Genomic DNA, 11214 nt, shown 5'->3' on the forward strand with positions numbered 1-11214 from the left:
CATGGCTATCATTCTAGCAAATAGAGAGAATTCTTGTCCATTAAGAAATGTTACAAATTACATGGGTACATTAAGAAAAGTTAAGGAGCGTATCCATTGATGGATAAGGGTTTTCGGCTATTATAGTATATATGTATGGGGAAAGTTCAGTTATACCATTTCTCTAAATGAAAACTACACATCGAATTTAAATCCCCCTTTAAGTTCCCCTTTTTAAGGGGGATTTAGGGGGATTAAACTTCTGTAGTCAGACTTTGGAGAATTGGTATTAAATGTCTGCTCGAACATAGGAAAAAGATTAGATACTCTCAAATCTTACCTCGATCGCTCCCTTATCCTGAGCATAGATTTGTAAAAAGGCTGAAAATGCTTCAGCCTCGTCTAAAAAATCAGATTTTACCCGCAAAATTAAGGAATAGGATTAGCTGGCCCCTTGCTTTCCAGGGTTTCGGCAACAGTTTCCGTCTTACCAAAAGCGACTCTGAGGAAGGGAGGAGCGAGGAAAGTAGTCAGGATTACCATAATAATAATCGACACTTCCAAAGGCTTATCCAAAATTCCGCTGGCCGAGCCAATCCCGGCAAAAACTAGACCCACCTCACCCCGGGGAATCATACCCACACCGATGGCGAGGCGATTGATTCCGGATATGCCAAAAACTGCCCAGCCTGTCACCAGTTTACCGATAATCGCCACAACCATCAAAAAGACAGCGATCAAAAGTCCAGCCCGATTCTCCGGTACCGTTGGGTTTAAAACACCGAGATCGGCACGCGCTCCCACCGTCACAAAGAAAATCGGTACAAGCAAATCGGCGATCGGTTTGATTAATTCATCCAACTCGTTGCGGGTATCAGTTTCATCAAGCACCAAACCCGCAGCAAAGGCCCCTAAAATCGCTTCAAGATGAATAGCATTGCCTAAAAATGCCATAAAGAAAGCGAAGACAAATGCGGGAATAACAATATTTCCCCGAGTTTTCAGCCGCTCCACGATCGCCACAAAACTTTTGTTAAAAATACCTCCCAACAAAATTGATCCGATCAAAAAGGCCGTAGCGCTGACAATCAGATAAATAACATTGGTCACATCAATCTCACCGGTTTTGGCTAAACTAGCGACCACAGCCAGAACAATAATACCAAGGACATCATCGATCACCGCTGCACCGACAATAATTTGCCCTTCTTTGGATTTGAGTTGACCTAACTCGGACAACACCTTCGAGGTAATACCGATACTGGTTGCTGTCAAGGCAGCCCCTGCAAAAATCGCCGGGATAGCCGCCACATGAAAGACGAGCATTAACCCGGCCGTACCTGCCGCAAAAGGTGCCGCAACCCCCACACAGGCCACAACCGTGGCTTGAATTCCCACTTCCTTGAGTTGTCGGAGGTCGGATTCTAGGCCAATTTCAAACAGCAGAATAATCACACCGATTTCAGCTAGAACCGAAATCACTTCACTTTGGGACTCAAAGATCCGGTCCACGGCAGCCGGGGCCAATTGATTCAATCCTTGCAGTACCGTCATAATCAGCGAGTCCGAGGCCGATAGTCCCCCTTCGGGAAAGATGAGCAGATGCAGTGCCGAAACGCCGACGATCACACCGGCGACCAGTTCTCCCAGTACGGGCGGAAAATCCAATCGTCGGGCGGCCTCTGCGCCGAGCTTGCTGGCCAGATAAATCACCACCAGTGTCAGCAATACGCCAGAGAGAATAATCGGTGAATCCTCGGCCACAACGGTGGCAAGCAAGGGGAGCGGAGTCATGGGGGCTGCTATCTCCCCGATCGAAGGAGGCAGAATAGGGGACAAAATCATCAGTTTAAAGGGATGAGGGTTAAAGATTTCAGGTGGTCATAAAACTGGGGGATAGGAAAAAGGGCCACCGCTCAAGGACAGTCAGGCTGGGGATGCGGTGGCCCGGATCAAGACAAGCTTAGTTGTCTAGATTTCACAGCCCTCTGGTCCACAGAAACTCTGTCCGTACAGAACCTCCGCATCACAGAGATAGATCATGCCCGCAAAATTGAGGAAAAACTGATCGGCAACCTGCTTGGCAATATTTTGGGCCATAATTCGATCGGGGGTAAGTATCTCGAACTTAACATTACTGTCGGTTTCGGAAACGTGGGGTTGTCCTGACGAGCGCACGTTGCGACTGCCTTTACCGCCAGTATCCATCACCGTGTAACCACTCGCCCCGCATTCTTCGATGATCTTGGCGACTTTTTTCAGCAAAATCTTTTCTGTGACGATGACGAGCTTTTTGGCTGGTTTGGCCATGTTGATTATCTCCTTAAGTGTGTACATTTATTTGCTTGGTCTGTCCGATCGAGGGAACGCCGACCGACCACAATCCTTCTGGAATTAGCCGCCGCTGAGGGCCTGGGCGAGACCAACGAAGAACGGGATACACAAGCCGATCGCTACGGGCGTACCGATGGCGGTGGACGCACCTATATAGGCGGAGGGATTAGCCGAGGGGATACCAGCCCGCAACGTGGGCGGCCCAGAGATGTCGGAACTAGAGGAAGCGATGACGGCCAGCATGACCACACCGCCCCAACTGAACCCGGTGGCGTAGTGGGCAATCATGCCGAGACCGAAGGCGATTAGACCATGTATAAACGGTGCTACGACGCTATACACCACATACCACTGGGCTACCTTACGCAGTTCACCAACCCTTGACCAAGCCTCCATCCCCATGACCAGCATCAAGACCGAAAGCAGGCCGCGAAAGAGGGGATCGTAGAAGCTTTTATAGACACTTTCCGGCTGGGTGAATATGCCCAAAGCCAGACCTAATAACATGGCCGATAGGGCCGGTCCGCGAAGGCTTTCTTCAATGATCGGCCAGATCTTGACCCGATTATCCGCCGGCTGCTGCAGGCTGAGATACTCCTGCCGACTGCTGGGATAATCCTGCTGATCGGAATAATCCCCGGCCGCCACCGGCTGCTTGCTAAAAGACTCGTGGTCGTAGGCCGCTTCTTTCTGCTTCTTCTTGTTAAGATAAATGTTAGCCACCACGATCGCCGTTACCAGCGCCGGGATATCCATAAAAGGATAGAGTGCGCCGGCCCAGGCCTCGTAGGGTATCTTTTGTTCTTCGAGTACCGTCAGACCGGCTGCCATAGTCGAGCCACTCACGGCTCCAAATAATCCCCCGGTCGCGATCGCATCCACCACTTTCACCTTCGGCAGATTGGCCAAGGTATAGCGGGCGACGAAGACCACAATAATCCCTACTATCACGGCAAAGATCATTGGTAATACCATTTCCGTCAGGTTGGAATTGCGGATGGCAATCCCGCCGGTCAGACCGATTTTGGTTAGCAGCATGAAGACAATGATCGTACAAATCGACTCGGGAATGACCAATTCACTACCGAGAGCGGCAATGATCATGCCACCAATCAAAAAGGCCAGCGTTGGCGACTGCAACTGCTGGATAAAGTCCATGACAAACAATGAGAAAAAATCCACGAATACCTCCTTAAGCCTCCCCTGATGAGGAGTATTGAATATAAACGGACTAAATGAACCTTCAAAAGCTGAAAGAGAGTAAGAGTAAGGCTCTTTACCCCTTAAGCAAACCTGTTGCGGGCAGAACTTTGGACAGTGTCAAGTCCGCAGGTAAGCCTAATTCGGGATTTTTGGCGGTTGAACTGGCCCCGATCGCCGTCCCAGAAGCTACCCCGAAGGCGAGAGCTAGAGGGTGATAAACGATGGCAGCTGTTAGACCACCGAAGATACCACCCCGCAAATTGTCAAAATGAATACGATTGGTTATTTCCATGAGAATCCAACTGAGCAAAGGATTTTTTGCCACAACAAAGCCGGCGGTTGACAGACCAGCCTTGATAGACAAAACTTTATGGTTTTTAAAGATCGATTGTTATAAATCTATACTAGAACGGATATCTTGACAAGCAAATTTTTGTAAATTGAGTTTAAATCGATATATCTTTACAAAAGTATTGATTTAAACCTATGATATAAGCGGGGTGGGGAGGTTTTCACTCGTTCCCCTCCATTCTTCTGTTTAGCAAAGCTCCTCAAGGCAGTAACAGAAGTGTAGCTCTCTAGAGGCCTCTCTTGATTCACGCCACTTTACATCAACTGATTGTCTTTGAAGCAACCGCTCGTCATGGCAGTTTCACCAGGGCTGCTGAAGAACTATCGATCACCCAACCCACCGTTTCCACCCAGATGAAACAACTGACTAAAGCAGTGGGTCTGCCCTTATTTGAACAGATAGGCAAACGTTTGTATTTAACCGAGGCCGGACGCAGTTTATTAGTAACCTGTCAGGCAGTCCTCAAGGATCTTGATAACTTTGAGATGGCGATCGCTGATATCAAGGGCATTAAACAGGGTAAACTGCGTTTAGCGGCGGTATCCACAGCCCAATATTTAATCCCTCAGATCCTAGGTCCTTTTTGTCAACAGTACCAAGGGGTAGATGTGTCCCTAGAATTGACCAATCACCAAGACCTAGAAGCAAGGATTATCAATAATGTCGATGACCTATATATTTTAAGCGAACCCCCCCAAGAGCTAAACCTCGATATTCAACCGTTTCTGGAAAATCCCCTTGTGGTCATTGCGCGCAAAGATCACCCCCTAGCGGGACAGAAAAAAATTCCGATTAAACGGCTGCAAGGGGAACCTTTTATTATGCGGGAAATGGGATCGGGAATTAGACGGGCAGTACAGCAAATTTTTCTCGACCATGGCATCACTGTATCTCTGCGTTTGGAAATCGGCAATAATGAAGCCATTAAACAAGCGATCGCTGGTGGTTTAGGAATCTCGGTTCTGTCTCAGCACGTCTTAAATTTAGATCCTCCCAATGGGGAATTTACCATCCTTGACGTGGAAGACTTTCCCATCCAACGCCATTGGTATGTGGTTTATCCCAAGGATAAAAAACTATCCGTGATCGCCAAGACTTTTCTTGATTATCTCCTCTCAGGGGAATTAGGGGTGTATGTACCCACAGACCCCCGATCAAGTCGAATTCGGTAAGCGCAAGCGATCGATCCATATCGCATCCGAAAAGGTGGAGATCAAGAACTCGATCGCCTGGGGAAACCGATCGGCAAGATCCTCAAGGCGATCGATTCTCCCAAAACCCGCCAGGATTTAATCCTCATAAATGCGGCACTCTAAGGCATTGGGATTGGCTTCGCAGTAGGACTGAAGTGAGTTAGTCCCCTGTTTTTTGACCCGTTGATGGGAGGCTTCGGCTTGGAGTTCCTCAACCACATCCCAGGCTGCGGCGCAATCGGGAGAGATTTCACCCTTGGCCGCACAAATTGCCCGTGCGTCTTCCCGGGCTGCTTCAATTTCATCTTCAATGAACAACCGCTTGGGCTTTTCAACAAAATCGCTCTTGAAGAGAATATCACTGACAGAAATAATACCCAGCAAAGTTTTGCCCTGAATCACTGGTGCGCGGCGAATGCGGGTTTGAGCAAATAACCGGGCCACATATTCCACACCCAGTTCGGGATTGACAACCACACAGGGCTTGGCCATAATTTCATAGACCCGCATAGTTTTAGGATCGTGGCCAAAGGCCGCCACTTTGTAAACGATGTCGGTTTCGGTGACAATTCCATAGGGGTCCTGTTCATGGCGCGGTTCGACAATCAAACCCCGCAGTTTTTTTTCTTTCATCAATTTCACGGCATCGGCAACCGTTGCCGAACCACGAATGGTGACAACGTTTTGGGTCATAATTTCTTGAGCTTGCAGCATAGGAGTTGGATGGTGTTGTTAAATTAAAGAACTGGTATAAATGCAAAAGTTGACTAGGGTTGTCCCGATAGCAATTTCCTAGACTCTTGTGGGCTGAGTGCCACTTTGAACACAGATGACAAAGACCAATGGGCGATCGCTGGTTGGGGCTGGGGCGGCATGGCCGCAGCTGTGTTCCCCTGAATGCCCGGAGCATAGGCCTCCAGCACAGCACCGTTTTGCCAACACATGGCGATGAAATAATCACACACTGGGCATTCCGTCTGAGCAACTTGCCGGGCCGGACACTTATATCCTGCGGGCAGGCGATCGCTCAAGAGCCGTTGAGCTACGCTGCCACAGTTGGGACACCGGATTTCTATAAGCTTGTTCATCGCCATACCTCAAAATTGAATAGTGGTGTGAGAAGGAAAGGGTCAACTTCGGACGTTTGCCCAGAGTGTTTGTTCACGGTGGAAGACTATAATTGTCGTTCTACGGCTGCCGTAAATTCTTCATAGGGTTTAACCCCAACTAATGTTTCTATCAATTTCCCCTGTTTAAACACCATGACAGCAGGAATACTTTTAATTCCAAAGCGTTTGGCCACGGGTTTGTTACTGTCTAGGTCAAGTTTGAAGACTTTAGCGCGATCGCGATAGTCATCGGCCAATCGATCGATCAACGGAGCCACCAGTTTGCAAGGTCCACACCAGGTTGCCGTGCAATCTACCACCAACAGGGATTCACTCTTTAAGAGGGAATCAAATTCAGTTTCATCTTGAATAAATGTAGCCGTACCCATGTTTATATCTCCAGATTGATGCTGTGTAACTTAGTACAAATTCTCTGCTCGCTGCGTTTTACAAGATAAATTCAGCTTTGAACCGCTCCTCATCTAAAAATGCTTGGCCTTTGACCCTTTAACTTTGTCCGCCTCCCGGGGGTATCGTCTATAGTTTGGTTGTCCCAGACATCGATGGTGACATCTAGTCCCTGCTCATGCGCGGGTTTTAATTTGTAAGTCGTCATCGGCTGCTCCCAATCAAAACAAATTTGCGACGTTAAGTTGCGATAATATGGTTTTGCAAGTTATTGCATTTAGATACCCTATGACAGCGACCCCTTCCAACGATTTATCTGCCTGGGAGCGGCTAGAACAAGGCAGACAGGCAAAAGCAAGCAACGGTGGTTATGCGGGCTACGGCTCCCCTGCCTTTGGACAACGATCGATCGATGGGGAATTAGTGGATGATCCGGAAGAGTGCCGGGTCATTGAACTGATTCGCCGTCATCACAAATCAGGGAAATCCTTGCAGAAGATCGCCGATTGGCTTAATGAACAGGGCTACACCACCAAACGCGGTCAACCATGGCAGCGTATTTCCGTAAAGCGAGTGCTGGATCGACTTTATGGAAAGGTGTCCAGAATTTCCGGAGTAACCCTTCAGGCCGACCAGAACCCGGAAGTACTCACCCCAGCGTCTGGTGATACCGCTCCTGAAACCATTAGAGGCTGAATAACCCCTAAATAAAAAGTTTCAGGCTTTAACCTGTTACATCCCTCTATGATACACCGAAGTGGGTCTAAAATCTTTACGAGTTTAATAAAAATTGTAACAAAACGTTACATCTTTTAGGAAAAAGTTAAATGACGCTACACTTTGAGATAGTTTTAGAACGGGTTTTGGCAACTCTGAGAGTCTGGGTTCTTTGCCCAGTGGCTGTTCTGTCTATCTTGGCCTTTGCGATTGCAGGATGGTGCTGATGTCCCTCGATACACCTCTGAGTTGGGCCCCCGATCTGGAAAAAGCGATTGATCGCCACCCCTTGACGGTGCCGCCAACCACTTCCCTGGCAGATGCGATCGCCATGATTGGTCAGGCCCATAGTCGTCTGTGTTTGCTCACCGATGACCTATCTCCTCTAGCTCCTCCGGCCGGAGAAGCGCGTGTTAGCTGTCTGCTGGTGGTGCAAGGGCAAGAGTTATTAGGAATTTTGACAGAACGGGATGTGGTGCGACTCACCGCCCAAGGAATTAACCTGACCGAGACAACCGTTGCCGATGTGATGGTGCATCCCCTGATCACGTTGCCCCAGCAATCTGCTCAAGACATTTTTGCTGCCCTGTTTTTGTTTCGTCGCTACCGCATTCGCCATTTGCCGATTGTGGATGACCAAGGACAGTTAGTCGGGGTGATCTCCCATGAAAGTATTCGCCAGATATTGCGTCCGGCCAATCTGTTGCGGTTTCGTCGCGTATCCGATGTGATGACCACTCAAGTGGTACAGGCCCCACTCACCGCCACAGTCTTGCAATTGGCCCAGTTAATGGCGGAACATCGTGTCAGTTGTGTGGTGATCACCCAGAGAAATTCCGAAGACAATGACTACCCCGTTGGTATTGTGACAGAGCGAGATCTTGTCCAGTTTCAAGCAGTTCAAATCGATCTGCACAAAACTAGGGCCCAGACGGTGATGAGTACGCCCTTATTTCTCCTCAGTCCCGAGGATTCCCTGTGGACGGCCCATCAGGAAATGCAAAAACGGCGGGTGGGGCGTTTGGTGGTTTCTTGGAACTGGGGTCGGGGGTTGGGCATTGTCACACAAACCAGTCTGTTAAGGGTTTTTGACCCGATGGAAATGTATGGGGTGATTGAAAATTTACAACAAACCATTCAACAGCTAGAGTCCGAGCGATCGCCCTCCCTTCCTTCTCCACCGGCGGACTTATTACCCCAACGGACCCGCACCCCATCAGAAAAAGAGAGCGCTGGCGATCGCGAATTATTACTGGCCTTGCTGGACAATGCTTACAAAGACGTAAAGTATATGTTGGCTAACTTAGATATTGTCGTCGAGCAGCGGCGATCTTTGCTTCAATCTGTTCTAGATAAGCTTGAGTACCTCGGCCGTGAAATTAGCTCTTAGATAACCGGTTTGCTTCTATTCATACTAAATCTGGTTAAGTAGCTGGTTATAATTAAATTAAAAATAGATTTTAGGTTCGATCCCTCCTTAGTCCCCCTTGATAAGGGGGGTGCCGATCCCCCCTGCCCCCCTTGATAAGGGGGGTGCCGATAGGCGGGGGGATCCCCCTTAATAAGGGGGGCATCTGATAATTTTTAACGCCTACCTACTTACTTATAATTATCTGCGAAAAAAGTTTAGTAATTTCACTGCAATTATAACGGGATTGTCGATGACTAATTTAAAAAAATGGCAAATTATTAAATCTGAGCTAGTTTTTCAGAATCGTTGGTGTCAAGTCCGTCAAGACGCGGTGCAGTTATCCTCTGGACAAGTTATCGACGATTATTTTGTTAATATTCGTCCTGAAATTGTGTTAGTTGTTCCAGTTACCGGGGATAATCAATTAGTTTTTGTCCGTCAATATCGTCACGGAGTTAAGGAAATTTTATTAGAATTTCCCGCTGGAGCAGTAGATGCGGGTGAAGATAATATTACTGCGGCAGCGCGTCGGGAATTCGAGGAGGAAACTGGTTATCAAAGTGATTCTCTAATACCTCTAGGTGTTTTGTATGATAATCCCGTTAAAGATACTAACAGAATTCATATTTTTTTGGCTCTTAATGCTATCCCCACCGGTCAACAAAAGTTAGATGTTACCGAGGAAATTGAAGTTATTCTTCGACCTTTACAGGAAATTAATCCCCAGGAAATTACTGTCTCTGGTAGTTTAGCTGCTTTCTATTTAGCGAGGGATTTTTTAAAGCAAAATTAAGGAGTTATAGCGGTTATATTAATAGGGAGGTAGTTGTCAGGAGATTATTTTTATTTATTCTACCTAATTCATAATTGATAAGTAAGTAGTTATAATTAAATTGAAGATAGATTTTGCCTCTGATCCCCCCTTGATAAGGGGGGTGTCTAACAACTTTTAACAGCTACCTACTTAATTCATAATTTATAATTCCCACTGTCTATGAGTAATTTTTTTATGATTGCTGGCTTTATTCTATCAGCTTATGCGATCGTTGCCAACGATTCCCTACAGACTTTAGGTACTTTTTTAAGTGCCAATGAAGAACGTCCCTGGTGGATTTTATGGCTGTATTCCAGTATAATCTTAGCTTCGATTTTTATCGCTGGTTGGTACATTAATCAGGGAGATGTGGCCTATAATCGACTAGAAATGATTCCCTTCCCAGAAAATTTTACTTGGATTTATATCGTTCCTCCCTTAGCAATTTTAATTCTCACCACTTGGGGAATACCCGTGAGTACAACCTTTTTGGTTTTAACAGTTTTTGCTCCCCAATCTCTAGATGAAATGTTAATTAAATCCGCTTGGGGTTATGCTATTGCTGTTATAGTGGGGTTAGTCATCTATCGAATTATTTATCGATTAGAAAACTTTTTCCTAGAAACAGTTAATAAAGAACCTCAAAAAATCTGGGTAGTTTTACAGTGGTTATCCACCGGGTTTCTCTGGAGTCAATGGTTAATGCAAGATTTTGCTAATATTTTCGCCTATCTTCCCAGAAAGTTAGCAGCAACATGGTTAGTTTTATCTCTAACAGTTATGCTACTCCTGCAAACTATCATTTTTATTAATCACGGTGGTCAAATCGAGAAAATTGTCACTAGCAAAACTAACGCCCATGATCCGCGTTCTGCAACAATTATTAACTTGATTTATGGCCTAATTTTACTGTTTTTTGTTGGCTATAATCATATTCCCATGAGTACCACTTGGGTATTTTTAGGTTTATTAGGAGGTCGAGAAATTTCTCTGACTTTAACCAGAGAAAACCCTAATTTAGCCGCCACGGGTAAATTGGTTTTAGGGGATGCTTTGAAAGCTTTTATCGGTATGATTGTTAGTGTTGCTATCGCTCTTGCTTTACCTCTAATCGCTCAAAAACTTAACTATCTATAGGTAATTATAAATTATAAATTATAGCAATTCTCTGATTTATGAGGTACAGTAAGAACAGTGAGTAAACCAATTGCGAATATCTTTTTGAGTAACTTCTAACATAGCCAATTCAATCCCTTCTATTAAGTCTTTGTAAGTTCTCACCTCCAGTTTTCTTAACATCGCTTTCACTTTTTAACAAAAGTTTTCAATAGGAGAGAATTCAGGAGAATAAGGAGGTAAATAGATGAGTCTAGCTTTTTCTTGTTCGATTATTTCTCTGACCATTTCTCCGAGATGAATCTTGGCGTTATCCATGATCAAACAGTCTCCTTCTTTAATTTTTGGCAGCACTTCCTTCAGAATAAATCCTTCAAATGTTACCGCATCCACTGCACCGTATATGTTGACTGATGCCACAACTTTTTCTAAGCTTATAGCACTAATTATTGAAATATTTCTCCCTCTTTGGCTCTCCCAGGTTTGGTGGGTAAAATGTATTCTAAGATACATTCCTCCTAGCGAGGGGGTGGAACGAACCACAAAGACACAAAGGACACAAAGATTGATCGATCATA

12 protein-coding genes and 1 pseudogene are annotated in these 11214 nt (G+C 46.0%); 5 read left to right on the plus strand and 8 right to left on the minus strand.

What is annotated here, in order from left to right; all coding sequences use genetic code 11:
- Positions 1-408 precede the first annotated feature (408 nt).
- The 4 genes from IM507_RS21900 to IM507_RS21915 form a co-directional block, all read right to left on the minus strand.
- On the minus strand, positions 409-1824 hold the full coding sequence (locus tag IM507_RS21900) for a cation:proton antiporter (protein ID WP_042790746.1): 1416 nt from the start codon (positions 1822-1824) through the stop codon (positions 409-411).
- Positions 1825-1950: 126 nt separating this feature from the next.
- Positions 1951-2289 carry a P-II family nitrogen regulator gene (locus IM507_RS21905; protein WP_002736019.1) on the minus strand — a complete coding sequence of 113 codons (339 nt, stop codon included), beginning with the start codon at positions 2287-2289 and terminating at the stop codon, positions 1951-1953.
- Positions 2290-2373: 84 nt separating this feature from the next.
- Positions 2374-3495 carry a sodium-dependent bicarbonate transport family permease gene (locus IM507_RS21910; protein ID WP_042790747.1) on the minus strand — a complete coding sequence of 374 codons (1122 nt, stop codon included), beginning with the start codon at positions 3493-3495 and terminating at the stop codon, positions 2374-2376.
- Positions 3496-3589: 94 nt separating this feature from the next.
- Positions 3590-3880 carry a hypothetical protein gene (locus IM507_RS21915; protein WP_036396345.1) on the minus strand — a complete coding sequence of 97 codons (291 nt, stop codon included), beginning with the start codon at positions 3878-3880 and terminating at the stop codon, positions 3590-3592.
- Between the two features lie 227 nt (positions 3881-4107).
- Here IM507_RS21915 and IM507_RS21920 point away from each other — a divergent pair, with 227 nt between their 5' ends.
- Positions 4108-5040, plus strand: a complete 933-nt coding sequence (locus tag IM507_RS21920; protein ID WP_002737669.1) for a LysR family transcriptional regulator — start codon at positions 4108-4110, stop codon at positions 5038-5040.
- Positions 5041-5157: 117 nt separating this feature from the next.
- On the opposite strand, the gene IM507_RS21925 is transcribed toward IM507_RS21920, so the two are convergent.
- The 3 genes from IM507_RS21925 to trxA all read right to left on the minus strand — a co-directional run bounded on the left by IM507_RS21925 (position 5158) and on the right by trxA (position 6559).
- Complete coding sequence (locus IM507_RS21925) at positions 5158-5775, minus strand: CP12 domain-containing protein (RefSeq protein ID WP_002737762.1); 618 nt, start codon at positions 5773-5775, stop codon at positions 5158-5160.
- Between the two features lie 53 nt (positions 5776-5828).
- Entirely contained in the window at positions 5829-6155 is a 327-nt protein-coding gene (locus IM507_RS21930) for a hypothetical protein (protein ID WP_002751596.1), read from the minus strand.
- An 80-nt stretch (positions 6156-6235) separates the two neighbouring features.
- Positions 6236-6559, minus strand: a complete 324-nt coding sequence (gene trxA / locus IM507_RS21935; protein WP_002778933.1) for a thioredoxin — start codon at positions 6557-6559, stop codon at positions 6236-6238.
- A 274-nt stretch (positions 6560-6833) separates the two neighbouring features.
- Here trxA and IM507_RS21940 point away from each other — a divergent pair, with 274 nt between their 5' ends.
- The 4 genes from IM507_RS21940 to IM507_RS21955 all read left to right on the plus strand — a co-directional run bounded on the left by IM507_RS21940 (position 6834) and on the right by IM507_RS21955 (position 10657).
- A complete protein-coding gene (locus IM507_RS21940) occupies positions 6834-7274 on the plus strand; it encodes a recombinase family protein (RefSeq protein ID WP_002751593.1) in 441 nt (146 codons plus the stop codon).
- 238 nt (positions 7275-7512) lie between these two features.
- Complete coding sequence (locus IM507_RS21945) at positions 7513-8685, plus strand: CBS domain-containing protein (protein WP_042790749.1); 1173 nt, start codon at positions 7513-7515, stop codon at positions 8683-8685.
- Between the two features lie 271 nt (positions 8686-8956).
- Complete coding sequence (locus IM507_RS21950) at positions 8957-9499, plus strand: NUDIX hydrolase (protein WP_002736307.1); 543 nt, start codon at positions 8957-8959, stop codon at positions 9497-9499.
- Positions 9500-9715: 216 nt separating this feature from the next.
- A complete protein-coding gene (locus tag IM507_RS21955; RefSeq protein ID WP_002735504.1) occupies positions 9716-10657 on the plus strand; it encodes a hypothetical protein in 942 nt (313 codons plus the stop codon).
- A 36-nt stretch (positions 10658-10693) separates the two neighbouring features.
- Here the strand turns inward: IM507_RS21955 and IM507_RS21960 are convergent.
- Positions 10694-11107: pseudogene (locus IM507_RS21960) on the minus strand (transposase); the annotation flags it as partial.
- Positions 11108-11214: the final 107 nt, after the last annotated feature.

It is taken from the genome of Microcystis sp. M20BS1 (genome assembly GCF_020245305.1).
GTDB classification, from domain to species: domain Bacteria; phylum Cyanobacteriota; class Cyanobacteriia; order Cyanobacteriales; family Microcystaceae; genus Microcystis; species Microcystis ichthyoblabe_A.